Annotated in this window: 18 protein-coding genes; 2 read left to right on the top strand and 16 right to left on the bottom strand. The window is 68.0% G+C overall.

The genetic code is table 11. The features are described 5' to 3' along the window. Nucleotides 1–51: 51 nt before the first annotated feature. The 7 genes from ACFSGX_RS13170 to ACFSGX_RS13140 form a co-directional block, all read right to left on the bottom strand. Nucleotides 52–1554 carry a tryptophan halogenase family protein gene (locus ACFSGX_RS13170; RefSeq protein ID WP_380930560.1) on the bottom strand — a complete coding sequence of 501 codons (1503 nt, stop codon included), beginning with the start codon at nucleotides 1552–1554 and terminating at the stop codon, nucleotides 52–54. After that, complete coding sequence (locus ACFSGX_RS13165) at nucleotides 1551–2588, bottom strand: cupin-like domain-containing protein (protein WP_380930559.1); 1038 nt, start codon at nucleotides 2586–2588, stop codon at nucleotides 1551–1553. The genes ACFSGX_RS13170 and ACFSGX_RS13165 overlap by 4 nt, the downstream gene beginning before the upstream one ends. Next, a complete protein-coding gene (locus tag ACFSGX_RS13160) occupies nucleotides 2585–3307 on the bottom strand; it encodes a SapC family protein (RefSeq protein WP_380930557.1) in 723 nt (240 codons plus the stop codon). Before ACFSGX_RS13160 ends, ACFSGX_RS13165 begins: the two co-directional genes overlap by 4 nt. A gap of 143 nt (nucleotides 3308–3450) precedes the next feature. Beyond that, nucleotides 3451–6606 carry a TonB-dependent receptor gene (locus ACFSGX_RS13155; RefSeq protein ID WP_380930556.1) on the bottom strand — a complete coding sequence of 1052 codons (3156 nt, stop codon included), beginning with the start codon at nucleotides 6604–6606 and terminating at the stop codon, nucleotides 3451–3453. 451 nt (nucleotides 6607–7057) lie between these two features. After that, nucleotides 7058–9232, bottom strand: a complete 2175-nt coding sequence (gene katG / locus ACFSGX_RS13150) for a catalase/peroxidase HPI (RefSeq protein ID WP_380930788.1) — start codon at nucleotides 9230–9232, stop codon at nucleotides 7058–7060. 68 nt (nucleotides 9233–9300) lie between these two features. Next, nucleotides 9301–9771 carry a Fur family transcriptional regulator gene (locus ACFSGX_RS13145; protein WP_380930554.1) on the bottom strand — a complete coding sequence of 157 codons (471 nt, stop codon included), beginning with the start codon at nucleotides 9769–9771 and terminating at the stop codon, nucleotides 9301–9303. Between the two features lie 116 nt (nucleotides 9772–9887). Next, entirely contained in the window at nucleotides 9888–10196 is a 309-nt protein-coding gene (locus tag ACFSGX_RS13140; RefSeq protein ID WP_188699481.1) for a hypothetical protein, read from the bottom strand. Between the two features lie 93 nt (nucleotides 10197–10289). On the opposite strand from ACFSGX_RS13140, the gene ACFSGX_RS13135 reads away from it, so the two are divergent. Continuing rightward, the gene (locus ACFSGX_RS13135; RefSeq protein WP_380930551.1) at nucleotides 10290–10952 is read left to right on the top strand and encodes a Fe2+-dependent dioxygenase; all 663 of its coding nucleotides are present in this window, start codon (nucleotides 10290–10292) and stop codon (nucleotides 10950–10952) included. A 3-nt stretch (nucleotides 10953–10955) separates the two neighbouring features. On the opposite strand, the gene ACFSGX_RS13130 is transcribed toward ACFSGX_RS13135, so the two are convergent. The 7 genes from ACFSGX_RS13130 to ACFSGX_RS13100 form a co-directional block, all read right to left on the bottom strand. Beyond that, on the bottom strand, nucleotides 10956–11837 hold the full coding sequence (locus ACFSGX_RS13130) for an alpha/beta hydrolase (RefSeq protein ID WP_380930549.1): 882 nt from the start codon (nucleotides 11835–11837) through the stop codon (nucleotides 10956–10958). A gap of 73 nt (nucleotides 11838–11910) precedes the next feature. Next, nucleotides 11911–14001, bottom strand: coding sequence for a right-handed parallel beta-helix repeat-containing protein (locus ACFSGX_RS13125; RefSeq protein ID WP_380930547.1), 2091 nt, complete (start codon nucleotides 13999–14001; stop codon nucleotides 11911–11913). Nucleotides 14002–14074: 73 nt separating this feature from the next. After that, on the bottom strand, nucleotides 14075–15115 hold the full coding sequence (locus ACFSGX_RS13120) for a YeiH family protein (RefSeq protein WP_380930545.1): 1041 nt from the start codon (nucleotides 15113–15115) through the stop codon (nucleotides 14075–14077). Beyond that, a complete protein-coding gene (locus ACFSGX_RS13115; RefSeq protein ID WP_380930543.1) occupies nucleotides 15112–17130 on the bottom strand; it encodes an alpha-glucosidase in 2019 nt (672 codons plus the stop codon). Before ACFSGX_RS13115 ends, ACFSGX_RS13120 begins: the two co-directional genes overlap by 4 nt. Further along, on the bottom strand, nucleotides 17127–17732 hold the full coding sequence (locus ACFSGX_RS13110; protein WP_380930541.1) for an NADPH-dependent FMN reductase: 606 nt from the start codon (nucleotides 17730–17732) through the stop codon (nucleotides 17127–17129). The genes ACFSGX_RS13115 and ACFSGX_RS13110 overlap by 4 nt, the downstream gene beginning before the upstream one ends. A gap of 41 nt (nucleotides 17733–17773) precedes the next feature. After that, on the bottom strand, nucleotides 17774–18841 hold the full coding sequence (locus ACFSGX_RS13105; protein WP_380930540.1) for an LLM class flavin-dependent oxidoreductase: 1068 nt from the start codon (nucleotides 18839–18841) through the stop codon (nucleotides 17774–17776). Then, on the bottom strand, nucleotides 18838–19746 hold the full coding sequence (locus ACFSGX_RS13100) for an aldo/keto reductase (RefSeq protein WP_380930538.1): 909 nt from the start codon (nucleotides 19744–19746) through the stop codon (nucleotides 18838–18840). Before ACFSGX_RS13100 ends, ACFSGX_RS13105 begins: the two co-directional genes overlap by 4 nt. 202 nt (nucleotides 19747–19948) lie before the next feature. Here ACFSGX_RS13100 and ACFSGX_RS13095 point away from each other — a divergent pair, with 202 nt between their 5' ends. Beyond that, complete coding sequence (locus ACFSGX_RS13095) at nucleotides 19949–22300, top strand: TonB-dependent receptor (RefSeq protein WP_380930536.1); 2352 nt, start codon at nucleotides 19949–19951, stop codon at nucleotides 22298–22300. Between the two features lie 58 nt (nucleotides 22301–22358). Here the strand turns inward: ACFSGX_RS13095 and ACFSGX_RS13090 are convergent, their stop codons facing one another. Together ACFSGX_RS13090 and ACFSGX_RS13085 are read right to left on the bottom strand one after the other, a co-directional pair. Then, the gene (locus tag ACFSGX_RS13090) at nucleotides 22359–23612 is read right to left on the bottom strand and encodes an MFS transporter (protein ID WP_380930534.1); all 1254 of its coding nucleotides are present in this window, start codon (nucleotides 23610–23612) and stop codon (nucleotides 22359–22361) included. 52 nt (nucleotides 23613–23664) lie between these two features. Then, complete coding sequence (locus ACFSGX_RS13085) at nucleotides 23665–24708, bottom strand: LacI family DNA-binding transcriptional regulator (RefSeq protein WP_380930532.1); 1044 nt, start codon at nucleotides 24706–24708, stop codon at nucleotides 23665–23667. Nucleotides 24709–24723 lie beyond the last annotated feature (15 nt).

Here is a 24723-nt window from a genome sequence, read left to right as displayed (position 1 = left end):
TTGCCGCCGCTGCGGCCGTTCGGGGCTGTTCCTGAAACCCCGGGGTTGGCCTTATGCGGCCGCGGCGGACTTCGCCTCCGGGCAGTAGCGGTCGAGGAAGGTCTGGTGGTGGGGGAGCTTGCTGACCGTGGCGGCGACCTGGGCGCTGATCGAGGCGAGGATCTGTTGCAGTTCGCCGGGGGGCATCAGGCGGGCGACTGGGTGGTGCTGGACGGGTTCGAGCCGCTGGCCGAACATGACTTGCGTCCAGGAGGCGACGCGGAACAGGTCGTGGCTCGCCTGATAGACGTTGGCGCTTTCGCGGAACAGGTCGATCCGTTCGGCAAGGCTGTCGGGGATGCGCATCTCCCGGCGTTCGCGCCAGAAGGGCTCGTCGCGCTCGTTCAGGTGATAATGCAGGATGATGAAGTCGCGGACGCTTTCGATCTCCGTCCGCGACTGTTCGTTGAAGCGCGCGATGGCGGCTTCGCTTATCTTGCCGCCGGGGTAGAGCTGCAGGAAGCGGATCAGCGCGATCATGATGAGGTGGATGCTGGTCGATTCGAGCGGCTCGACGAAGCCGCCGGCCAGGCTGAGCGCAATGCAGTTGCGGTGCCACGCTTCCTTGCGCCGGCCGGTGCGGTAGCGGATGAGGCGCGGTTCGATCAGCTTGCGGCCCTCGACCTGCGACAACAGGCGGTCACGGGCGGCATCGTCGTCGAGATAGGCCGAGCAGTAGACCAGGCCGTTGCCGACGCGGTGCTGGAGCGGGATCTTCCAACGCCAGCCGCAGTCGTGCGCGATGGCGCGGGTGTAGGGCACGGCCGGCCCGGTCGAGGCGGTCTGCATCGCTACCGCGCGATCGGTCGGCAGCCAGTGCGCCCAGTCCTCGTATCCGATGCCGAGCGTCTCATCGATCAACATGGCACGGAAGCCGGTGCAGTCGAAGAAGATGTCGCCTTCGATCCGCGTGCCGTTCTCCATGACGATCGCGGCGATGTCGCCACCCTCGCCGTCGCGCTCGATCCGGCCGATGCGGCCCTCGACGCGGGTCAGGCCGTCCTGCTCGCACCGCTGGCGCAGGAAGCGGGCGTAGCGGCCGGCGTCGAAATGATAGGCGTAGCTAAGCGGCGCGTCCGGGCCGGTGGCGAAGCGGTGCGCGGCGGCGGCCTGATGTTCTGGGCAATAGTCGCCGAGCGGGCCGGCGACGCCCTGCGCGCGCGCCTCCAGCCAGAAATGCTGGAACTCGCTCATCCAGGTCGATTTGCCGACGTCGCCGAACGAGTGGATGTAGCGATCGCCGTCGCGCGCCCAGTTTTCGAACGAGATGCCGAGTTTGAAGCTGGCCCCGGTCGCGGCCATGAACTCCTGTTCGTCGACGCCGATCAGCGTGTGGAACGCGCGGATCGTGGGGATCGTCGATTCGCCGACGCCGATGGTACCGATCTCCTCCGACTCCACCAGCGTGATGTCGGCGAGCTGGCCGAGTTGTCGCGTCAGGATCGCGGCGGCGAGCCATCCGGCGGTGCCGCCGCCGGCGATGACGATACGGGTGGGGCGCGGTGTGTCGGTCATCGATTGATCCGTTGCAGGAGCTTGGCACGCAGGCGGCGGGCCGACAGCGTATCGAGCGGGGCTAGGTCGCCGCGTGCCGCCTCGGGCAGGTGCGCGGCGGGGCGATCGGCGGGGCCGAAGACATAATAGTCGAACATCGCGCGCCACGCGGCCTTCTCCGCCGCCGGACGGTCGCGCAGGCTGAGCAGGCCGTGGAGCAGCGTGTTCATCGGCGTGTCCATGAAGCCGGGCGCGTCGTTCCACCAATAGTTGATCATCATGTTGAAGCCGGACAGCGCCTCGACATGATGCCACCAGAGCGCGGGGTAGACGACCGCATCGCCAGGGCCGAGTTCGGCCACCTGCGCGGTCTCGATCGCCTTCGCGAAGTCGGGGAAGCGCGCGAGATCGGGCGCGCGGAAGTCGACGAGCGACACGACCTGGCCGCCGGGGGTGGGCTCGAGCGGGCCGGGGTAGAGGTTGGCGACCTGGTCGGGCGGGAACAGCGTGAAACGGCGCGTGCCGGCGACGACGCAGGCGATGTTGTTCGACATGTCGTGATGCGCGGACGCGGTGGTGCGGTTGCCGATCCAGATGCTGGTCAGGGCGCGGTCGAACGCCGCCCCGGGCAGCGGGTTCTGTGCGGCGAGGCCGGGGAAATAGAGATCGAGATCGGTCGAGCCGACGTAGAAGGAGGGGGCGTCCGGGTCGTCCAGATGGGCCAGGATGCGGTGGAGATAGTCGTCGAGCCGGACGCGTTCGGCGTCGAAGTTCAGCCGGCTCAGGTCGTTGGTGTAGCCGTAGCGGCCGGCGATGGCTGGGGCGGCGGTGTAGCCCGCGCCGGGGCGGCCGCTGTAGAAGGGGAGGAGATAGTCGACCGCGGCCTGCGGACTTTGGCGGCCGGCGGCGACCAGCGGCCAGTCGGCGGCGAGGCCGCGGATGATGACCGGCTCGTTCGCGGCGACCAGCGCGCGGTAGTCGGGCGGTGTCGCGCCGGCGTCGATCTCCCGCACACGGCGGTCCGTGATCGGCAGCGAGGCGGCCCCGGCGGTCATGCGGTGGCGGCCTGCCGGTTCTTGAGGTCGATCAGCTGCTGCATCGTGCCGAGCGAGGAGGCCGCCATGATCGCGGCGCGCAGGAGACCGCGGCGGTGGAGGTCGGTCAGCGTGTCGCCCGAGAGTGCGGCGAGCGCCTCCTGATCGATGACCATCAGATCGGGCAGTTCGTAGCCCTGCTCATCGTTGATCGCGATCTGCAGGCTGATCGGCTGGAGCAGGCCGGCATCCTCCAGCGCGGCGTAGATTTCGGGGGCGCTTTCCATGCCTTCGTAGATGACGCGCAGGACGCCCGCCATGTGATCGAGCAGCGGCGCGTTGCCGCCCTGTTCGAGGAACAGCGGCAGGCCGCCGTCGCCGCCGACGCGGGGGTCGTCCATGTCGACATGGATCATTGGTTCGCCGGGCGTGTCGGTACCCGGAGCCGGGCGGGCGACGCCGATCGAGAAGGGGCCGCGGCGCTGGATCGCGGGGACATAGGCGCTGGTCCAGCGATCGCCGGACAGGAACAGGTTTTCATCGCGGTCGAGGCCGAGCAAGACGAATGCCTGCACCCCGGCGTCGCCGCGGCGGAACACGATAGGGAAGGAGCGTTGTGCCTCTTCGAACTCGGACGGGAAGATCGGCATCTGGTTGACGCTGTCGCCATATTCGGCGCCAGCGCGGATCGCGACGTGCAGGTCGGCATGGTCGATATTGTTGACGAGAACCGGGTTCATGGCGTGCGCGCATCCTCTGTCGGCAGCGTTCGTCTGTGGGCCGCGCCGGTCGTTGGCAGTCTAGGCCTCCGCCGCGGGGCTGGAAAGAGAAAGGCCGCTGCGAACAGCGGCCTTTCCTTTACTTCCGGCGTCGGGCCACCGCTTCAGAAGCGGTAGCGACCACCGATCAGGATGCGCGGACGCAGTTCCTGAGCGAAGACGAGGTTCTCCTTGGTCCGGGCGTAGGTCCGAACGCTCTCGCTGGTCAGGTTGATGCCTTCGAGCGACACGGCGAACCTGTCGTTGATGTCGTAGCTGATGTTCGCATCGAGCGTCCCGAACGCGGCCGTAAAGGTCGGGTTGCGACCGTCACCTGCGTTGGTGCCGCTCAGATACTTGGCACGCCAGTTGTACGAGACCCGCGCGGACAGGCCGTTCTTGTCGTAGATCGCCGTGGCGTTTGCGCTGTCGCCAAGGCCGGTCAACGCGAAGATGTTGACGGTCGGATCGGCGTACGGGTCAACGTTCACGTTGCCGCTGACCTTCGTGTAGGACAGTGCGTAACCGAAGCCGGTGTTGCCGAAGAAGTTGGTCCACGCCATTTCGAAACCGTGGATTTTGCCCTCGCGGTTGTTGATCGGCTGCGACACCGCGAAGTTGAACAGCGGATCCTGATCGTTGGCAATGACATCCACCCCGGTCAGCGTCGCGTCGACGAACGCCTGGTTCAAGACGCCACCGTTCGAATTGGCGAGGAACGTTGCGTTCGCCGCAGCGACGTTGCCGCCATTCTGCGCCAGCAAGGCGGTGTAGGAGAACAGGTTCACGTCGGTCAGCGCAAAATTGGTCGCCGCAAGCTGTGCCCGAGCGATGCCGGACCGTGAGCCGGCCGCAGTCGAGGTCGGATCGCGCAACCCAAACAGAGTCTGGTTGACGATGCCCGTACCGATGAAGTTCTTCACGCGCTTGTCGAAGAAGCCCACCGAAACGAAACTCGACGGCTTGTAGTACCATTCCACGGACACGTCGAAGTTGTCGGAGACCAGCGGCTGCAGGTTCGGGTTCTGCGAGTTGCCGGTTGCGGTACCGCCAAGCCCGGTCGGGCGTGGCGGCGCAAGGGCGGTCGCGGATGCGAACAGGTTGCCGTAGTCGGGGCGGGCCAGCGTCTTGCTGAACGAGGCGCGTGCCTTGACGTTCTGGACGACTTCGATGTTGAAATCGACCGCCGGGAGCAGGTTGCTGTACTTGCCGCGGCCGCTGACCGGGACGGTGTCCGGATTGGCGAACTGAACCAGGAAGTCGTTGTCCCCCTGCCAGATGATCGCGGTCGGGACCGACTGGAGCGACGAAGAGCGGACCCGCGTCTGTTCGTAGCGAGCGCCCATCAGCAGGTTGGCGCGACGACCGGCAATTTCGCCGTTCCAGGTCAGCTGACCGAACACGGCCCAGGTCTTCTCGCCGACGGTGTCGTCCGCATTGCCGGAACCGGTGATCGCATTCCCAAGGCCCGCATAATAAGGCGACAAGACATTCAGGATGTCGATGGCGTTACCACGGAACGCGGTCAAGCTGGATCCGGACGAGTTCGGGTCGAACTTGTTGAACTTGCAGGTCAGGCAGTAGGTCTGGACCAGATCAGGGACCAGCCGGTTTACGACATCGGCATCGGTAGCGCCCCAGTTGCCCAGCGTCTGCTGCGTCTGGGCACTGGTCGAGCGCATTTTGGTATCGAGATAGTTGCCGCCGAAGTCGAAGCGGCTGCCCTCACCCAGATCCCAGCCGAGCTGCGCGCGACCTTCGTTGATGCGCTGGCGCTGTTGTGCCGTGACCGTGCGGGCGATCTGTGAACCCAGATCACCCAGATCCAGAACACCGTTGTTGTTGCCGTTGACGTTATCAAGGATCGTGTTCGCCTGCTGCGGGAAGCCGGTCGTGAAGTCGACCGACTGCGACGCGATCACGTTTGCCGCGAGCGAGGTGAGCGTGGCCGAAGTGCCATTGGGGTTGTCCGGCGTCGACTTCGATGTCGAGTGATGGCCGTCGAGGGTCAGTGTGAGGTTGTCGGCAAACTCCCACTTCGCGTTCGCGCCGAAGGACTTCAGCTGCGTCTTGGTGGCAAATGACTGCTGCTCGAAGCCGCCGTCCTTGGTCGGATTCTCGTTCTCCTGGATGATGAGCGCGCTGGCGAACGGCTTGCCGGTGTCGAACGTGACCTGGTTGAACGGACGGTTGAACCAGTTGGTCTGCTCCGCGCGCTGCTCGCTCAGTTTGTTCTGCGCGAACAGGCCGTCAACCGTGAATTCGAGGCGATCGGACGGCTTGAACTGGAGGACGCCCTGCGCATTGATGCGCTCACGACGGTTTTCCGAAAATGCGTAGCGGCTGTCGTTCGGGATCAGCACGTAGGGCGTGTCGGCACCCGGACGGTTGGTGATCTGCGTCGTCGGGGTGACGTAGGTGCCGCTGTTGAAGAAGGTGTCGGTCGGAACGACGTTCCAGTAGTTCGGGGTCGAGCTGACCGAGGTCGAACGACGCAGCTGGTAGCTGCCGAACAGCGAGGCGCCGAACGTCTGGTCCGGGTTGGACCAGCTCAGCACGCCCGAGGTTTCCGGCGTGACGCGGCGCTTCTTGCCCTCGGCGTCTTCGACCGAGAGGTCGTACAGCGCCTTGGCGCCGATCGAGCCGTTGAAGCCGCTTTCCTTCGAATCGAGCGGCTTGCGGGTGATGATGTTGATCGTGGCGCCGATGCCGCCCGACGGAATGCTTGACCGGCCGGTCTTGTAGACCTCCAGCGTGCTGACGCCTTCCGATGCGAGGTTCTGGAAGTCGAACGAACGGCCGGTGCCGCGCGCGAACGCATTGCCGCCGCTGGTGTCGACGTTGGACGCCGGGAGCTGGCGACCGTTGACGGTGACGAGGTTGAAGCCGCCGGAGAAGCCGCGGACCGCGACCTGCGAACCTTCGCCGTTGACGCGGTTGATCGACACGCCGGTGATGCGCTGGAGCGATTCGGCCAGGTTGGTGTCGGGGAACTTGCCGATGTCTTCGGCCGAGATGGCATCGACGACGCCGGCGGAGTTACGCTTGATGTCGATCGCGCGGTTCAGCGAGGCGCGGACACCGGTGATGACGATTTCGTCACCCGCCGTGCCGGCATCGGCCGGCGTGTTGACCTGTGCAACGGCCGGCGCTGCTTCGGCACCGGGCTGAGCATTGGTCGCCGGCGCGTTCTGGTCGATTCCGCCGGGCTGTGCCAGCGCGGGCATCGCGATGCCCATGGCGATCGCGCCGACCGACGTCGAGCGAACAAGCAAATTCAAGAACTTAGGACCCCGCATAACCCCTCCCGTTACGGCTCGTCGCCGCTTTTGTCATACTTAACATCGCCGATTATTTTCGGCGTTACGTCGGACCTGCTACCACGCCGGTAAGCGTTGTCAATTACGCTATGTCGTCTTTGTGATGATGTGTGCAGTTAGAAACACACACAAAGCGGTAGCGGTAACCTTGTCGCTGGGACGGATAGGCAGGCGCAGCTGTTCAATGAGACGAAATGTCATACTGACGAACTATGAGGCGCGGAGGGGCAACATGTTCGGGGGACATGAAAAAGCCCCCTGACAACCATCCAAGGGAGGTCGCCGGGGGGCTTCGTTGTTCGATATTAGAAGTATTAATCTAGTTTAGTTTGAAACCTCAGCCGGCTCTGAACTGATACAGTTAACATTCCAGGTCCGACGGGGGCCGCGGATGCGACCCCCCCGATGTGGCTCAGCGGTGCAGGTCGAAGCGGTCGGCTTCCATCACCTTGACCCAGGCGGCGACGAAATGATCGACGAAGCGACCCTCGCCGTCGCTGCTGCCGTAGACTTCCGCCACGGCGCGCAGTTCGGAGTTCGAGCCGAACACCAGATCGGCGCGCGTGCCGGTCCACTTGGCGACACCGTCGACGGTCGCTTCGAACGTCTCCGACTGCCGATCGAGCGGGCGCCACGTGGTGCCGAGCGAGAGCAGGTTGACGAAGAAGTCGTTGGTCAGCGTGCCAACCCGATCGGTCAGGACGCCCTGGGTAGTGCCCTTGTGCGTCACGCCGAGTACGCGAAGACCGCCGATCAGTGCGGTCATTTCCGGCACGCTGACGTTCAGCAGGTTGGCCCGGTCGATCAGCAGATATTCCGCGGGGAGCCGGCTGTCCGGGCTCTTATAGTTGCGGAACGCATCGGCACGCTGCTCCATCTGCGAGAAGGACTCGACGTCCGTCTGCTCCTGCGTCGCGTCGACCCGGCCCGGGGTGAAGGGCACGGTGAGGTCACGCCCCGCAGCCCTGGCGGCCTGTTCGATGCCGACGCTGCCGCCGAGCACGATCAGGTCGGCGACCGAGACGGTCTTTCCGCCGGTAGCACCGCCGTTGAAGTCGGCGGCGATCCCTTCGAGCGCGGTGATGACCGGGCCGATCGTGGCCATGTCGTTGCTCGGCCAGCTGCGCTGCGGCTCCAGACGGAGACGGGCACCGTTGGCCCCGCCGCGCTTGTCGCTGTGGCGGTAGGAGGAGGCCGATGCCCAGGCGGTGGTGACCAGCTGCGTGATGGTCAGGCCGCTGTCGGTGATGCGCTGCTTGAGCGTCGTGACGTCGGCATCGTCGATCGCCGGGCCGGTCGCGACCGGAAGCGGATCCTGCCAGAGCAGGACTTCCTCCGGCACTTCCTTGCCGACGTAGCGGGTCTTCGGACCCATGTCGCGGTGGGTCAGCTTGAACCAGGCGCGGGCGAACGCGTCGGCAAAACCGGCATTGTCGTTCAGGAACTTGCGCGAGATGACCTCGTAGGCCGGGTCCACGCGGAGTGCGAGGTCGGTCGTGAGCATCGTCGGGCGGTGGCTCTTGGACGGATCATGCGCGTCGGGCACGTCGTGCGCGGCGTCCTTCGCCACCCACTGATGCGCGCCGGCCGGGCTCTTGGTCAGTTCCCATTCGTGGTTGAACAGGTTCTCGAAATACAGGTTGGTCCACTTGGTAGGCTCCTGCGTCCAGGTGACCTCGAGGCCGCTGGTGATCGTATCGCCGCCGTGACCGGTGCCGTAGCTGTTGCGCCAGCCCATGCCCATCTCTTCGAGACCGGCGCCTTCCGGCTCCGGCGCGATGTACTTGGCCGGATCGGCAGCACCATGCGTCTTGCCGAAGGTGTGGCCGCCGGCGATCAGCGCGACGGTCTCCTCGTCGTTCATCGCCATGCGGCCGAACGTCTCGCGGATGTCGCGGGCCGATGCCGCCGGATCCGGGTTGGCGTTCGGGCCTTCCGGATTGACGTAGATGAGGCCCATCTGCACCGCGGCGAGTGGGGTTTCGAGCTCACGGTCGCCCGTGTAGCGCTCGTCGCCGAGCCAGGTGTTCTCCGGACCCCAATAGACGTCCTCGTCGGGCTCCCACACATCGGGGCGGCCGCCGGAGAAGCCGAAGGTCTGGAGACCCATCGACTCGAGCGCGACGTTGCCGGTCAGCACGATGAGATCGGCCCACGACACGGACTGGCCGTACTTCTGCTTGATCGGCCACAGGAGGCGGCGTGCCTTGTCGAGATTGGCATTGTCCGGCCAGCTGTTGAGCGGGGCGAAGCGCTGCTGCCCCGCACCCGCGCCACCGCGACCATCGGCCACGCGGTAGGTGCCGGCGCTGTGCCAGGCCATGCGGATCATGAACGGGCCGTAGTGACCGAAGTCGGCTGGCCACCAGGGCTGCGACGTCGTCAGCATCGTGGCGATGTCGGCCTTCAGCGCGTCGAGATCGACCTTCTGGAATTCCGCGACATAGTCGAAGTCGTCCGGCAGCGGGTTCGACATCGGCGGGTTCTTGGCGAGGATCTTCAGGTTGAGCTTCTTCGGCCACCATTCCTGGGTGGGCGAACCCTGCGTCGGATGTGCAACGCGGTCATGCGCGATCGGGCACTTCATACCGGCGGCTGCTGCGCCGTCGGTGTTCATTTCGGCTTCGACTGCGTCGTCATGCTTGACTTCGGCCATCAGGCTTCTCCTACTTCGTCGGAAACGGGGGTGGAACTGGGGGTGGCGGCAGCGGCGCATTGCGCACACTGGCCGCGGTAGATGACCTCGGCCTCGTCGATGACGAAGCCCGCCGAATGACTCGGCTGGAGGCAGGGAGCGGCACCGACCGCGCAATCGACATCGACGACCAGACCGCAGCTGCGGCAGACGAGATGATGATGATTGTCGCGGGTCCGCGTCTCGTACAGCGCCGGGCCGCCGTCCATCGTCACGCGGCGCAGGAGGCCCGCGACGGTGAGGTGGCCAAGGCAGTCATAGACCGCCTGGTGGGACACGCCGGGCAGCGCGCGGGTGACCGATTCGAGGACGGCGGCGGCGCTGGCGTGGGGGCGGGCGGTGACCGCGTCGAGGACCGCAACCCGTTGGCGGGTGACGCGCATGCCGGCGGCGCGGATCAGGTCTTCGGAGGGGACGGGGGTTGCCAGCATGTGGCGGTTATACGCCTAATCTTGAATTACTCAAGAAAAGAGTTTCAGGGCTGGCCTGCCTGGGTCATCGGGCAAGGAAAAGGCCCGCCGCTTGGGAGCGGCGGGCCTCGGTGGGGTCAGCGTTCGCCTTCGCCGCGTTCGTTTTCGCCACCCTCGGCCTCGCCTTCGCCGCGCTGGCCACGCTGCTGCTGGACGGCGCGGGCGCGGCGCGGGTGCTTGACGATATGGCGGGCGCGGGGCGGCGGGGTGGCACGGCGGCGGCCTTCGCCTTCGCCCTCACCTTCGCCGCGTTCGTTCTCGCCGCCTTCGCCGGGCTGGTCCGCGGTGGCCGCGAACGGCGTGGCGGCGGCGGCTTCGGTCGCCATGACGGGGCCGGTCTGGGCGATCACGAAGGCACCGACGCCGACCCATAATTTGGTACGCATAAACTTGCTCCTGACTTGATCGAGGCTTGGCAGCCGTGCCGCCATACCCCTAGGGCCATGGTCCCCGCTCCATGTCGGAACCGAGAGAAATCCATGTTGATCATGATCGCCAACGTCCTGGATCCCAACAATCTCCGATGGTTACGCAAAAATCTCGAACAGACGCGGTTCGTGGACGGGCGCCAGACCGCCGGGCGCGAGGCGCGTGTGGTGAAGAATAACGAGCAGGTGGACCGCGGCGACCCGTTGCTGGAGGAGATGCAGGAGCTGGTCATCGACCGGCTGCTCGCCAACCCGCTGTTCCGGATGGCGACCCGGCCGCATGTCGTCCGCCCGCCGTTGTTCAGCCGGTACGAGCCGGGGATGGAATATGGCAGCCATGTCGACGACGCGATCATGGGCGGCATGCGGACCGACGTGTCGGTGACGATCTTCCTGTCCGAACCCGACGAATATGACGGCGGCGAGCTGGTGATCGAGTCCGCGGCGGGCGAGCAGGACGTGAAGCTGGCGGCGGGTTCGGCGGTGCTCTACCCGACGACGTCGTTGCACCGCGTGGCGCCGGTGACCCGGGGCGAGCGGCGGGCGGCGGTCACCTGGGTGCGGAGTTTGGTGCGCGATGCGGGCGAGCGCGAGCTGCTGTTCGACCTGGAGACCGCGCGCCATGCGCTGTTCGAGCGGCTGGGCAAGACGCCGGAGCTGGACCTGCTCGCCAAGACGCAGTCGAACCTGCTGCGGCGCTGGGCGGAGGACTGAGCCTTATTTCGCGGGCGTGCGCGGGCTGAGCCAGCCGCTGTCCGCGAGCCAGTCGTTCAGCCGGTCGGGCCAGTGCAGGATCGAGATGCGGTTCGATTCGTCCAGATTGAAGGCGTGGTCGCTGTCCGCATACATGTGGAGTTCGGCCGAGACGCCGGCCTTGCGGAGCTGTTCGTAGAGCGCAACCGTGGGGGCGGCGCAGCAGGCGTCGCGGCTGCCCGCGACCAGGAAGGCGGGCGGGGCGCTGGTGACGGCCTTTGCGGGGAGGCCGCGCGGACCGGGGAAGACGAGGATCTGGAAATCGGGGCGCGCGGGCTGGCGGTCGATCGCGTCGGAGATAGGTGCTGCGGCAGGCTTGGGATTGTCGGCGATCAGCGTCACGAGTTCGCCGCCGGCCGAGAAGCCCATCGCGCCGACGCGGGCCGGATCGATACCATAGTCGGCGGCATGCGCGCGGACCCAGCGCATCGCGCGGCGGGCGTCGGCGGCGGCGTCGCGCTCGACCGAGTAGGGCGAGCCGGGCTCGTTCGCGAGGCGGTATTTCAGGACGAAGGCGGTAACGCCCATCCGGTTGAGCGCGGTGGCGACCTTCGTCCCCTCGTTGGTCCAGACGAGCAGCTTGTGGCCGCCGCCGGGCATGATCACGACCGCCGCGCCGTTGCGGTGCGCGGGGGCGGCGGGGAAGGCGATCAGCGAGGGATCGTGGATGTTGCGGACCCAATAGTCGCGTGCGACCTCCGGCTCCGTCCGGCGCGCGGCCGATCCGGGTGCGCCGTTCGGCCAGAGCGCGATCTTTTCGTAGCGTGGCTCGGACTGTGGGGCGGGATCCTGCGCGACGGACGGGGTCGCCGCCAGCAGGCAGGCGAGGAGGAGCAGGCGGCGCATCAGGGTCTCCCGGATTGTTCTTGTTATGTGACCGGTATCATCGCCGGCCGGGTGTGGCGGCGCAAGCCTGTCCTCACTTTGCGTCCGGCCGCACGCCGCTTTCGGCGATGATGCTGCGTGCGGCGGCGGGCCAGGCGTTGCCGGTGACCGCGATGTTGCCGTCCGCCCGGTTGTTCAGATAGTCGGTCCACGACCCTTGCAACCGGCCGCTATTGTACCAGTTGCCGGTCGCCAGATTGTCCATCGCGGTGCGTTTCGGCGCGATGTGATCCTGCGAATTCAGGTTCAGCCAGACGCCGCCGACCCGGTCGATCACGTTGTTGCGGACGGTGACGTAGCGCGACCCCTCATCCAGGTAGATCGCGATGCCGCCGGACCCGGCGACGTCGGCGATGTAGTTGTCCGCGATCAGCGCGCCGGGATCGGCCGACAGATGGTAGATCGCGCCGCCGTCCGGGAACCATTGTTTCACGCGCGTCACGCGGTTGCCGACGATCGCGGTGTCGCGCAGCGTGGTGGGCGTGTCGTAGATGATGTTGCCGGGCGCGTCGTAGTAGCCACGCTGCCCGCGCCAATATTCCGCGCTGCCGCCCGGATCGTTGGTGCCCCAGCCCCAGCCGACGTCAATCCCGTCATAAGGCGTGTCCGACACGTCGTTGTTCATGATGATCGTGCCGGACGCATAGGTAACGAGGATCGCGGACTGTTCCTTATAGTCGTGCGAGACGCCGCTGATCCGGTTGTCGCGGATCAGGATGTCGCGCAGCCCCATTTCGGGGCGCGACGGATGGTGCGCGTCGGCCTGAACCCCGCCGACCATGATGGCACCGCCCGCCAGATCGGTGAACAGGTTGCGCGTCACCGAGATCGCGCTGGTGCCGAGACCGATGCCGCTGTCGTTGGCATCGGCGTTGTTGCCGATGCCGAGCGCGACCTGGCCGAGTTGTGAGAAGCGATCGTCGTCGAACGTGATGCGGGTGGCGGCGGCGACCTGTACCGCGGCGGGTTGCTGCGCGAAGCGGTTGCGCATCGCCTCGAACGGGCGGCAGCCCCAGCTGCAGTCGCGGATCGGATCGGCCGGATAGTCGGTCAGTGCGCCTGCGAGATAGGAGCCGCTCTGTTGGCTGGCATAGCCTTCGGGGCCGGAGGGTTGCAGCCAGCTGGTGTGGCGGAAGGCGAGCCGCCGGAATTCGAGATCGCGGACCGGGCGGTCGTAGCTGCCGGCGATCGAGACCAGCCGTTCGAGCCGCGGCAGGACGACGGCGACGCGGCGCATGTCCTCACCGAGGCGCGGCTTGTAGTAGAGCGTGCCGGCCTTCGGATCGGCGTACCACTGGCCGGGTTCGCGGAGGAAGGCGAGCGCGTTCACCAGGAACAGGCGCGCGACCTCCGCCGAAACGGGCCGCGCGACTGTATCGTAGCCGACCAGATTGTTGCGCCAGCCGGGCTGCTGCATGACGATGCGGTCGCCCTCGATCCGCTCGACCATCGCGTGGCGGTGGGTGAACCAGCTGGTGCCCTCCACCTCGATTCGGTTCTGGTCGGGCAGGGTGGCGAGGGCGCGCCATGCCGGGTCGGTGATGGCGAGGCCCCAGGGGTGGAAGGCGACCGCGCTGCGTGGGATTTCCACCGTCGCGCGCTGGGCGAGCCGGCCGCCGACGTCGAGCTGGCGCGGGTCGCTGCCCTTCGGGATCGGTGCGGACCAAATGCCGCGGGCGCGGTCCGCGATGCGCCAGCCGGTGACGGGCACGCCGCCGGACAGGATGGGGTGGGCGCCCTCCGCCCCCTCCCACCGCACGACGAAGCCATTCTGGCCGCCGTCGTCCGCGGTGAAGCGCAGCGGGACGGCGAGCCGGTAGGTGCCGTCCGCGATCCGGACGGTGACGTCATGATCGCGGTTGAGACGGCGCACCGCGGCCTGCGCACGCGCGAAGCTGGCGAACGGGCGGGAGGCGGACCCGTCGCCGTCGTCCGACCCGGTGGTCGCGACGTGGAGGACGACGGGGACGGGGGCGGGGCGGTTGGGGATGACGATGCGGTGCGGGCCGACGATGGTGGTGTGCGGCGGCATGCGGGGAATGGCGGGCGGCGGCGGAAGCTGGGCGATCGCCGGTGCTGGCAGCAGGAGCATGACGGCGAGCAGCCGCTTCCGGAAGTTCCGCATCGTCACCCTCTCACGCCGCCCCGTCCTTGCCGTCAGCATCGGGCGGTTTGGCCGAGCGGTCAAACGGCGCGGGTCAGAAGATCAGCAGCGCGGCGGCGAGCGAGAGCAGGAGGGCCACCAGCGAGGCGGCGACGATGACGAGGATCGGTTTCGCGCCGGTGCCGAGCAACGCGTTCATCGGCGCGCGGATGCCGGTTGCGGCCACGGCGCAGGCGAGGAAGGCGGTCGCCACGACCTGTGCGGAGCGGCCGACGGTGGCGGGGACGGGCAGGACCGAGTTGAGCGCCGCGACCACGAAGAAGCCGGTGACGAACCACGGCACGGACAGCCGCGCCTTCGTGCCGTCCGCGCCGGGGAAGCAGGCGGCGATGAGCGCGAGGACAGGGGCGAGCAGCGCGACGCGGGTGAGCTTGACGATCGTGGCGACCGCGCCGGCCTCGTCGGAGAAGGAGTAGCCGGCGCCGATCGCCTGCGCGACGTCGTGGATCGACGCGCCGAGCATGAGCCCGGCCTGCCGGTCCGACAGGCCGATCTGGTGCGCGATCAGCGGGTAGAAGAACATCGCGGTGGCGCTGGCCGCGGAAATGCCGACCAGCACGAGCGTCAGTTGCGCCTGGTTGACGCGCCGTTCGCCGAGCGTGGTGGCGAGTGCCAGCGCCGCCGACGCGCCGCAGATCGCGACCGATCCGCCGGCCAGCACGCCGAACGCGGACGACATGCCGAACGCGCGCGACGCGAGGATGCCGACGCCGAGCGTGACGAGCAGGATCAGCACGACGGCGAGCAGCGCCATGGGACCGAGCGCCGCGATCTGCCCGCCGGTCACGCGCGCACCGACCAGCACGATGCCCCAGCGCAGCAGCGTCCGGGATGCGAAGCCGAGACCGGGAGCCATGCGCGGATCGTTGCCGAGGAAGTTGAGCGCCAGCCCGATCAGCAGCGCCATCAGCGTGAGCGGCGCGCCGTAATGATCCGCGACGAACCCGGCGGCCATCGTCGCGAGCGCCGCGACGATCAGCCCGGGCAGGACCGCCGTCCAGCGGCGTGGCGGTTCGGGATCGAGATCGTTGAACAGGTCCGCCGCGAGCGGGCGACCGAGCGGCGGGGCGATCATGCCATGTGGCCGATCGCCGTGAACAGCGCGGCATGCGGACTGCCCGCGCGCCAGAAGACGGGCGGCTGGCCGATCGGCGCGGCGACCTCGACCGTGCGGCCGCCGTCATGCTGCGTACCGGGCCAGAGGTGGATCCAGGTGGCACCCGCGGGCAGATAGGCGGTCCAGCGGTCGCGGTCGGGCTCGATCACCGGGGCCACGATCATATCGCGGCCATAGCCATATTGCGTCTCGATGCCCCAGCAGTCGGGGTCGTCCTGCCAATCGAGCATTAGCGGGCGCTGGACGGGCAGGCCGGTCTTGGCGGCTTCATCGCATAGCGTGGCCACATAAGGCGCGAGCGCGGCGTGGACGCGGGTCATCGCTGCGAAATGGGAAAGCACCGTGGGATCGCCGTCGAGCTGGAGATTGTCGTCGGGGCGGTTGCCCTCGTGACTGCGCATGACGGGGGTGAAGGCACAGAGCTCGCTCCAGCGCATGAGGAGTTCTGGCGTACGGACGTTGCCGTAAAGGCTGGTGTAGCCGCCCAGATCGCTGTGGTGATAGGCGTTGCCCATCATGCCGGACGACAAGGCGGCGCGGATGACGGTGCCGATCCCGTCATGGCGCGAGAAATCGACGCACTGGTCGCCCGCCCAGAGCAGCGGGCAGTGCGCGCCGACCCCGGTGAAGCCGGCGCGCATGAAGAACAAGGCATCGCCGGTGCGGTCGCGCGAGGCGATGGCGCGGGCGTTCACCTCCGCCCAGATCGTCGGCCAGGCATTGTGCGCGAGCATGCCGTCGGTGCCGTCGTGCAGCCGGACGTCGGTGGGGAGATACTCGCCGAAATCGGCCATCCAGCCGGACAGGCCATAGTCGAGCATCTCGCGCCCGATGACGCGGTCGGCGAACCAGTCGGCCGCCGCGGGGTTGGTGAAGTCGACGACGCCGCAGTCGAATTCGCCGAAATCGACGACGTAGGGCTCGTCCGCGTCCTGGCGGAGCGCGAGGTAGCCGGCCGCGCGGGCTTCGGCGTAGAGCGACCCGTCGATGGCGAGATAGGGGTTCACATAGCCCAGGAAGCGGATGCCGCGGTCCGCCAGTGCGGCGATCCACTCGCGCAGATGGGGGTAGCGCGTTTCGTTGGCTTTCCAGTCCCAGAACAGCCGCTTGCCGAAGCTGGTGACGCGCAGGCCGACCCAGTCCTCGCACCAGAGACCGGACACGACTGCGCCGGCGGCGATCATCGCTTCCATCCGTGCGAAGCTCTCCACGCCCTGTTTCAGACCGAGGATCGCGCCTTCGTAGGACCAGGCGGGCAGGCGCGGCTGGCGGCCGAAGCGGGTCGACAACTGGCCGACGATGGCGGCGAAGCGATCCGCGGCGAACAGCTCGATCCGCGCGGGGACCTCCCACGCCTCCAGTTCGTGGAAGGTCGGATCGCGGAAATCGAAGCAGCTGTAGGCGGTTGTGTCGAGGTGGAGCGCGTAGCGGCGTGAGGAGACGTAGGTCGGCTGCGGATAGTTGGTGTTCCAATAGTCGCCACCGGAGCGGCCGTCGCGGTCGCACTGGAACGTCATCTGCGTCGATTTGTCGCGGCCGACGCCGGGTTCGGACGTCCAGAGCGGGAAGCGCCGGCCGGCCATGTCGAAATAGGAGAGCTGTTCGCCGCCGCCCCACAGCCGCTCGCCCGGTTCGGCGACGCAGCGCAGCCAAAAGCGGTTGAGCGCAGGATCGAGTGCGGCGAGCGCGAGGCCGGCGTCGTCCACCGCGATGCGGAGCAGCGGCGGCGTGCCGGCGGATGCGGCCAGCCAGATGACCGCGCCGGCCGGGGTGGAGTCGATCGTGCTGTGGGTGAGCGGGATGCGGGCGTCGAGCCGGTCGGACAGGACATAGTTGCCGCGATAGGCATCGACGTCGGCGGTGCCGGTGCCGACGAATAGCGCGGGGCTGGCGACGCGGTGGCGGAGCAGCAGCGCGTCGCCGGCCATCAGGTCGAACCCGTCGCCTGCCGGGATCAGCCGGACGACGGTCATGCGGCGATCCGCGCGCGGTGGTCGCGCATCGCGGCCATCGCGACCTGCCGACCGACGAGCGCGAGTTGGCCGGAGACGACCGGGTCGCTGCAACCGCCGTCGGCATCGAACCGGCATTCTGCGCTGTTGATCGCCGCGGCATAGGGCGTCGGCCAGCCGCGTAGCGCGTGGACGATCGCGCGGAGCGCCGCGACGGTCGAACCGGCGGCCTGCCATCCGTAGGCCGTGGCAATGACGCCGACCGAGAGGTCCGCGAGGTAGACCCGTTCGTCACGGGCGGTTTCCTCGAGCAGGTCGATCGCGTTCTTCACGAGGCCCGACACGCTGCCATGATAGCCGGGGCTGGCGATGACGACGCCCGAGGCGCAGCGGATCGCATCGACCAGCGCGAGTTCACCCGGCAGCCGTTCGGCGCCTGGGGTGTAGAGCGGGAGGGCGGCAAGGTCGGCGCCGCCGAACAGCAGCGTTTCCGCGCCGTGATCCGCGGCTGACCGCAGCGCGATGGCGAGCGCGCGCTCGGTGGAGGAGCCGGCGACGGTGGTTCCGCCGAGACCGACAACGAGGGGGCGGGCGACGAGAGGGCGGGAGTCCATGGCGATCATCGTCGCTCCGTTCGCGGCTGGCGTGACGTCCGGGGTGGTGGTCAGTCGAGCGTGAGCGGGCCGTGCTGCATGCGGGGCAGGACGTGGCGGGCGAACAGGTCGGCCTCCGCGGCGTGCGGGTAGCCCGACAGGATGAACGCATCGATCCCCATGTCCTGGTACATCGCCAGCTTGGCGAGGACCTGGTCCGGATCGCCGACGATCGCGGCGCCGCAGCCGGAGCGCGCGCGGCCGACGCCGGTCCAGAGATTCTCCTCGGCATAGCCGTCGTTCGCGGCATTTTCGCGCAGCGCGGCCTGTGCCGCGACGCCGGCGCTGTTGGTGTCGAGCGACTTGGCGCGGATCGCCTCGCCCTCCGCCGCGTCGAGTTTCGACAGCAGCCGGTCGGCGGCCTGGCGGGCCTCAGTCTCGGTATCGCGGACCACGACATGGGCGCGGTAGCCGAATTTGAGCGTGCGGCCGTGGCGGGCGGCGCGGGCGATCATGTCGTCCATGATCTCGCGCACGACCTCCTTCTTGTCGGGCCACAGCAGATAGACGTCGCAGCCCTGCGCCGCGGCCTCGCGCGCGTCCGGGGACAACCCGCCGAAATAGAGCGGGGGGCAGGTGCCGGAGACGGTGGTGACGGCGGGCGGATCGAGCTTCAGCTGCCAGAACTCGCCCTGGTGGTCGAGCGGCTGGCCGTTCAGCATCGTCTTGAGGATCTGCATCGCCTCCAGCGTGCGGGCGTAGCGCGGGGCGGAGGCGAGCTTCTCGCCCGGCAGGTCGGACGAGATGATGTTGACGGTCAGCCGCCCGCCGAGGATGCGGTCGATCGTGGCGATCTGGCGCGCGAGCTGCGGCGGCCAGCTTTCGCCGATCCGCACCGCCATGAGCAGGCGGATCCGCTGCACCATCGTGGCGATCGCGGCGGCAAACGCGGTGGTGTCGATGCCGAGCGCGTAGCCCGACGGCAGCAGGATGTTGTCGAACCCGCCGCTTTCGGCCTGCAGCACGATATCGCGGCAATGTTCCCAGCTGGACCGCAGCTTCGGATCCGGCACGCCGAGAAATTCATAGTCGTCGTCGCAGAGCGCGGAAAACCAGCTGACTTCGCAAGGTCCGGTCATGGCAGTTTTTCTCCGAGGCTCGCTTCGAGGACGGCGTACCATTCGGTCCGCGTCCAGCGCGGCGTGTAGGCGTCCGGGATGGCGGCGATGCGGGCGGGGTTCTGCGTGCCGACGATCGGGATCGGGCGGGCGGGGTGCGCCATGATCCAGCTGTAGGCGACGGCGGCGCGATCGACGCGAGCCTCGGCAGCCTTTGCGTCCAGCAGCGCCACGACGGCGCGGGCGCGCGCGTCCTGCGGATCGGCGAGCCGGCCGCCGCCGAGCGGGGACCAGGCAAGCACGGCCATCCCGCGTTCCATCGCCTGGTCGATGATGCCGTCGAACAGTGGGGTCGTGGTCAGCGCGGAAAATTCCGGCTGCTGGCTGACCAGCGGGACGTTGAGGAAGGCGGCGAGCGCGGCGGTCTGTGCCGGCGTGTGGTTGGACACGCCGACCGCGACGATCTTGCCGGCGGTGCGGGCATCGTCGAGCGTGCGCGCAACCTCCTGTGGATGGGTGAGCAGGTCGGGGCGGTGGATCTGGTACAGGTCGATCCGGTCGCAGCCGAGCCGCGTCAGCGAGGCGTCGATAGCGCCGGCGAGATAGGTCGGACTCGAGTCGTACGGCACGCCCATGCTGATGCCGCCCTTGCTGGCGAGCACCATGCGGTCACGGAGCCCAGGCGAGTCGGCCAGCACGCGGCCGAGCAGCGCTTCGGCCGCACCGAACGGTTCGCCATTGTCGGGACCATAGATGTCGGCGGTGTCGAGCAGCGTGATGCCGGCGTCGAGCGCTGCCTCCACGCGAGCGCGGGCGGCGGCGACGTCGTCCCCCGCATATCGCCACATGCCCCATGCGATGGTGCTGACGGTGAGGCCGGTATCGCCGAGGGCGACGGTGGATTGCGGTGGGATGATGTAGGACACCGTTGTCTTATGCCGCCGGATCGGCATAAAGGAAAGACCCAAAAGGGAAAGCGGCGATCATCGGGGTTGCAGCAGCGATAGCATCGCTGCGCGGCATCCGGGCGCGGCGAACGATAAGAGGCCATCAGGCCGGCAGTGGAGGAGGATCGATATGACGCCTAGGACGAAACGGATCGCGATGCTGCTATGCGCGGGATCAGCGATGATCGCAGGCACCGCGTCCGCGCAGGATATCGCGCCCGCCGCCGGCCCCGTCCCGCCGGCCGATGCCGCGGCGACGAGCGCGCCGGGTACGGCCGCGGAACCGGCCCCCGCCGAACCGTCGCAAGCCGGCGATATCGTCGTCACCGCACAGAAGCGCAGCGAGCGGTTGCAGGACGTGCCGGTCGCCGTGTCGGTCGTCAGCGGGGCGGCGCTGTCCATGATGGGGCGGCCGGGGCTGGAGGGTGCGGTCAACCTGGTGCCGGCGTTGAATTTCCAGAAGTCGGGGACCGCGCTCAACCAGTCGCTGTTCCTGCGCGGGGTCGGGACCACGACATTCTCGATCGCGGGCGAGCCGTCCGTTTCAACGGTCGTCGACGGCGTGGTGTTCGCACGGTCGGGCGAGGCGTTCGGCGATCTGGTCGATATCGAGCGGCTGGAGGTGCTGCGCGGGCCGCAGGGGACGCTGTTCGGCAAGAACGCGTCGGCGGGCGTCGTCAACATCGTGTCGGTACAGCCGACGCGCGACTTCGGCGGCTATGTCGACGGCGGGTTCTTCACGGGCGGGAACGAGCGGCGCGTGCGCGGGGCGTTGAACATCCCGGTCAGCGATAATCTGCTCACCCGGTTCACCGGCTTCTACGGCAAATATGACGGCAATATCCGTAACCAGGCGACGGGCGGCGGCCGCGTGAACGGGTACGAGCATTATGGCGGCCGCGCGCAGATCAAGTGGACGCCGAGCGATGCCACGACGATCGCGCTGATCGGCGACTATCACCGCAACCAGGACAATTGCTGTGCCGAGGTGATCGGCACCGGCGCGCTGAACGCCGCGGGTCAGGCGATCAGCAGCCCGGTGTTCTCCGTGCTGCCGACACCGCAGGGCGACGAGACGCGGACGGTGAACCAGGACCTGGTCACCCGGACGAAGGAGGAGGGTTACGGCGTGTCGCTGCAGCTCGACACCGAGCTCGGCACGCAGACGGTGACGAGCATCACCGCGTACCGCGATTACCGCAACACCGAGATCCGCGACGGCGATTTCCTGCCGCGCGCCTATGCCGGGTTCAACCAGCTACACGATGTCGGGCCGCAGACCGGCAACACGTTCAGCCAGGAATTGCGGCTGACGTCACCCGCGCGGCAGTTCCTGTCGTACGTCGTCGGCGTCTATTATTCGCGGGCGGAGTCCGAGCGGACCTATTCGCGGTCGGACGTCGTGTGCAGCGCGGCGACGCAGGCGACCACGCTGGTACCGTGCGGCGGGGCCGGGGCGGGCGCCACGACCACGCCGTTCGGCGTCGCCAACTTCGGTTCGGTGTTCAAGAACATCTCCGCCTTCGGGCAGGGGACGGCGAACTTCACCGATCGGTTCCGGTTCATCGGCGGGCTGCGCTGGACCGCGGACCAGCTGGACGTGTTCCACAGCCGCACGACGACGCTGGCGGGCCCCGGCATCCAGCCGAGTTTCCCGACGACGGCGACCGGCACGGGCACGCCGGGCAACGTGTTCCGCGGCAAGACGACCAACACCAACGTGTCGGGCAAGGCGTCGCTGCAATATGACGTGACGCCGAACGTCACGGCCTATGGCGGCTACACCCGCGGCTATAAGGGGCCGGCGTTCAACGTGTTCTTCAACCTGACCGCGACGGGGACCAACGCGATCGCGGCGGAAACGTCGGACAGCTACGAGATCGGGCTGAAGAACACGCTGTTCGGCGGCAAGCTGACGCTGAACCTAGACGCGTTCTACGCCAAGTACGACAATTTCCAGGCGAACAACCCGGATCTGGTCGCGGGGGTGGTCGTCACGCGGTTCACCAACGCGGGCAAGGTTTCGACGCGCGGCGCGGAGGCGGACATCGTGTTCCGGCCGGTCGACGACCTGTCGATGTCGGGCGGCATCGCCTACACCGATGCGAAGGTCGACCGGTTCTTCCAGGCGCCGGGTGCGGCGGTGACGGCGGTGATTCCGGCCGGCACGTCACTGCCGTTCGCGCCGAAGTGGAAGGGGTCGCTGGGCGTCGATTATCGCTGGCGGACCGGCGGGTCGTACGACCTGTTCCTGGGTGCGCAGGGCAATTACCAGTCTAAGCAGCTCGCGCTGTTCTCGCCCGATGCGGTGCAGCGGCGGCTGGGGACGATCGACGGCTATGGCCTGATCAACCTGTCCGCCGGGGTGGGCGACAGCGAGGACCGGTACCGGCTGACGTTCCAGGTGAAGAACCTGCTCGACCAGAGCTTTGCTGCGGCGATCCAGAATGGCGGGCCGGCAGGGTCGTACCGCTACCAGATCCCGCGCGATGCCGACCGCTATTTCGGGGTGAACGGGCGCGTGAACTTCTAAGGTTAGCGAACGTGCCAGAAGGGCGGTCCCGGAGCGATCCGGGGCCGCCCTTTTTGCGTCAGTGGCCGGTCGGCACGGTGCGGAAGCTGCCCGGTTCGGCGAGCGTGAGCCGCGGCACGAGCAGGTGGACCAGCAGCAGCGCGACCAGATAGGAGCCGCCGCACACCATGAGCAGCGGGCCGTAACCATAGCCGTTGTCGAGCGAGAAGCCGGCCGCCTCGATCATCGCCATGCCGCTGAGATTGCCGGCGAACGCGCCGATGCCGATCGCGGTGCCAATCATGCGGGCGGGGAAGATGTCCGCCGTCATGCCGAACACGTTGGTCGAGAATCCCTGATGCGCGAACAGGCCGAGGCCGAGCAAGCCGGCGGCGACCCAGGCGTCGGCGGTCAGCAGCACGGCGGGGACGGGCAGGATCAGGATCGCATAGAGCAGCATCGATCCCTTTCGCGCGCGGTTCATCGGGACGCCGCGACGCAGCAGCCAGGTCGGCAGCAGCCCGCCGCTGAGCGAGCCGAGCGCCGCCAGGAAATAGATGAACGCGATCGGCAGGCCCAGCTGGCCCTGCGACAGGCCGAACATGCGGTGGAACAGGTCGGGCATGAAGAACAGCAGGAACCACCAGCACTGATCGCTCAGCGCCTTGGCCGCGACGATCGCCCATTGCCGTCGGTCGCGCAGCATGCGGCCCCACGGGACAGCGTCGGCGGGGGCGTCGACAACGGCGCCGTCGGGGGTGCGGGCGGTGCGCGGCGTGACGAGCAGCCAGACGACGACCCAGACCAGGCCGAGCCCGCCGGTGATGAGGAAGGCGGCGCGCCAGCCGAGCCAGAGGGCGAGCGGCGGGATGGCCAGCGGGGCGGCGACCGCGCCGAAATTGGACGCCATGTTGCCGATGCCGAGCATGAGCGAGCGTTGTTCGGGGGGAAAGTAGGTCGCGGCGGTCTTGACCTGCGCCGGCGTGCCGATCGATTCGGCGGCACCGAGTAGCGCGCGGACGCCGATAAAGCCCGACACGGTGGAGACGAACGCGTGCGCCATGCCGGCGAGGCTCCACGCCGCGACGCCGATCGCGAAGCCGCGGCGCAGGCCGATGCGGTCGATGAACCAGCCGGTGCCGAGGAACGAGACGGCGGCACAGAACTGGAACGCGGAGGCCATGTGGCTGTAGTCGCGATCGGACCAGCCATATTCGTCCTGCAGCATTGGTTTGAGCAGCGCGATGACCTGGCGATCGACATAGTTCAGCATGATCGCGGTGAAGGCGAGGACCACGATCGCCCAGCGTCGGCCGTTAACGGGCTGCTCCATCCCCACATCTCCTTCTTGTTTAGGACAACGGTGTCCTAACCCCATGCTGCGGTCAAGCCGCGGGTGGCGGGGCGGTCGATTCGCGGACGATCAGGTTGTGGTCCAGCCGTCGTTCGACGGTGTCGCCGGGGGCGAGCAGCAGGTCGGCCGCGGCGATGGCGAGGTCGCGGACCGGCTGGCGGATCGTGGTGAGCGGCGGCCAGACGACCTGCGCGAGCGGCGCGTCGTCGAACCCGGCGACCGACAGCATGGCGGGCACCGCGATGCCGCGGCGATGCGCGGCGACGAGCACGCCGGCGGCGATGTCGTCGCTGGCCGCGAAGATCGCGGTGGGCGGATGCGGCAGATCGAGCATCGCGTCGGCGGCGGCTTTTCCGGATGCGAAATCGAACATGCCCTGGCGGACGAGATCCGGGTCGGGTGCGATGCCCGCCTGGCCGAGCGCGCGGAGGTGGCCCGAGAGCCGCTGGTCCGACGAGGCATAGCTGCGGTCGCCGACGACGAAGCCGATGCGCGTGTGGCCGAGGCCGAGGAGATGCGACGTCATGTCGAACGCGGCCTGATCGTTGTCGATCGATGTGGCGGGGACGCCGTCGATCGGCCCGCCGGGTTGCAGGCGGACGAACGGGATCCGGCGCCGTTCGAGTTCGGCGATGACGCGCGCATCGTCGCAGGCGGGCGGGGCGAGGACGAGGCCGTCGGGATGCGCCTGATCAATCAGCGCGACGATGGCGTCGAGCAAGGCGGGCGCGGCGCGGTCATAGGGTTGCGCGATCATGCGGACATTGTCGCGCCCGCAGCGTTCGCGGACGCCGGCCTGCACCTCGTACACATACCACGGGTTCGGATTGTCGCAGATCAGCGCGATCTGGTGCGAGCGGTGGCCGGCGAGCGCGCGCGCGGCCTGGCTCGGCTGGAACCCGATCTCCGCCATGACGGCCAGCACGCGTTCGCGTTTTTCCGCGCTGACATATTGCTGGTCGTTGATGACGCGCGAGACGGTCTTGAACGAGACGCCGGCGAGGCGCGAGACGTCGCGGATGGTGGGGCGGCCGGTCGATCGCGTGGGGGACGCCGGAGGCGAAGTGTCTGACATTCCTTTGCCTACGCC

It is taken from the genome of Sphingomonas arantia (assembly GCF_042682045.1).
GTDB lineage: Bacteria > Pseudomonadota > Alphaproteobacteria > Sphingomonadales > Sphingomonadaceae > Sphingomonas_R > Sphingomonas_R arantia.
The sequence above is the reverse complement of the archived record's forward strand: the minus strand, read 5'-3'. Positions and strand labels throughout refer to the sequence as shown.

Bases quoted from the DNA above. Each gene is read 5' to 3' on its own strand.
- ACFSGX_RS13170 (WP_380930560.1), bottom strand. From the start codon at position 1,554: ATGACCGACACACCGCGCCCCACCCGTATCGTCATCGCCGGCGGCGGC.
- ACFSGX_RS13165 (WP_380930559.1), bottom strand. From the start codon at position 2,588: ATGACCGCCGGGGCCGCCTCGCTGCCGATCACGGACCGCCGTGTGCGG.
- ACFSGX_RS13160 (WP_380930557.1), bottom strand. From the start codon at position 3,307: ATGAACCCGGTTCTCGTCAACAATATCGACCATGCCGACCTGCACGTC.
- katG (WP_380930788.1), bottom strand. From the start codon at position 9,232: ATGAAGTGCCCGATCGCGCATGACCGCGTTGCACATCCGACGCAGGGT.
- ACFSGX_RS13145 (WP_380930554.1), bottom strand. From the start codon at position 9,771: ATGCTGGCAACCCCCGTCCCCTCCGAAGACCTGATCCGCGCCGCCGGC.
- ACFSGX_RS13140 (WP_188699481.1), bottom strand. From the start codon at position 10,196: ATGCGTACCAAATTATGGGTCGGCGTCGGTGCCTTCGTGATCGCCCAG.
- ACFSGX_RS13135 (WP_380930551.1), top strand. From the start codon at position 10,290: ATGTTGATCATGATCGCCAACGTCCTGGATCCCAACAATCTCCGATGG.
- ACFSGX_RS13130 (WP_380930549.1), bottom strand. From the start codon at position 11,837: ATGCGCCGCCTGCTCCTCCTCGCCTGCCTGCTGGCGGCGACCCCGTCC.
- ACFSGX_RS13125 (WP_380930547.1), bottom strand. From the start codon at position 14,001: ATGCGGAACTTCCGGAAGCGGCTGCTCGCCGTCATGCTCCTGCTGCCA.
- ACFSGX_RS13120 (WP_380930545.1), bottom strand. From the start codon at position 15,115: ATGATCGCCCCGCCGCTCGGTCGCCCGCTCGCGGCGGACCTGTTCAAC.
- ACFSGX_RS13115 (WP_380930543.1), bottom strand. From the start codon at position 17,130: ATGACCGTCGTCCGGCTGATCCCGGCAGGCGACGGGTTCGACCTGATG.
- ACFSGX_RS13110 (WP_380930541.1), bottom strand. From the start codon at position 17,732: ATGATCGCCATGGACTCCCGCCCTCTCGTCGCCCGCCCCCTCGTTGTC.
- ACFSGX_RS13105 (WP_380930540.1), bottom strand. From the start codon at position 18,841: ATGACCGGACCTTGCGAAGTCAGCTGGTTTTCCGCGCTCTGCGACGAC.
- ACFSGX_RS13095 (WP_380930536.1), top strand. From the start codon at position 19,949: ATGATCGCAGGCACCGCGTCCGCGCAGGATATCGCGCCCGCCGCCGGC.
- ACFSGX_RS13090 (WP_380930534.1), bottom strand. From the start codon at position 23,612: ATGGAGCAGCCCGTTAACGGCCGACGCTGGGCGATCGTGGTCCTCGCC.
- ACFSGX_RS13085 (WP_380930532.1), bottom strand. From the start codon at position 24,708: ATGTCAGACACTTCGCCTCCGGCGTCCCCCACGCGATCGACCGGCCGC.